Origin of the sequence: Desertibacillus haloalkaliphilus, from assembly GCF_019039105.1 — a bacterium.
Classification (GTDB): domain Bacteria; phylum Bacillota; class Bacilli; order Bacillales; family KJ1-10-99; genus Desertibacillus; species Desertibacillus haloalkaliphilus.
The window spans coordinates 1-415 of sequence record NZ_JAHPIV010000193.1 but is presented as its reverse complement, the minus strand read 5'-3'; the positions used below and the strand labels follow the sequence as shown (position 1 = coordinate 415).

At 36.4% G+C, this 415-nt stretch carries 1 protein-coding gene; it reads right to left on the bottom strand.

Annotated elements, in window-relative coordinates; genetic code table 11:
- On the bottom strand, positions 1–414 hold a 414-nt coding region (locus KH400_RS21500; protein ID WP_217228120.1), incomplete at its 3' end, for a DUF421 domain-containing protein.
- Between the last annotated feature and the right edge of the window lies 1 nt (position 415).

The following is a 415-nucleotide window of genomic DNA, read 5'->3' as shown; positions in this document are numbered from 1 at the left end:
CTTTTGGACACTAAGCTCCCCATTAGCTTCAATAACACCGATCTTAACCTCATTAATATCAAAAACATCTTTCTGACGGAGTAACTGGAATATATTGTCAATCGAATACTGAATCGATTGTAAATTATGGACTAATAACTGTCCATCTCGTATGACTACCGTTGGCTCAAATGTGATAAACTTCCCGAATTTTCGTTTTTTTATGGATAGTTTTGCGATCGCTTTTTGGAAAAAACCAATAACGACGATCGCAAAAGCTGTATGTATATGACTGACAGTAGGATCAGCTAAATCCGCGCCTGTAACACTTGCAAGCGTAACAAAAATGAGAAAATCAAAGATAGGTACTTCGCCAATGGACCTTTTTCCCATGAATAAAGTCATTGTTAGCAATAACGGGAAAATAGTTAAGATA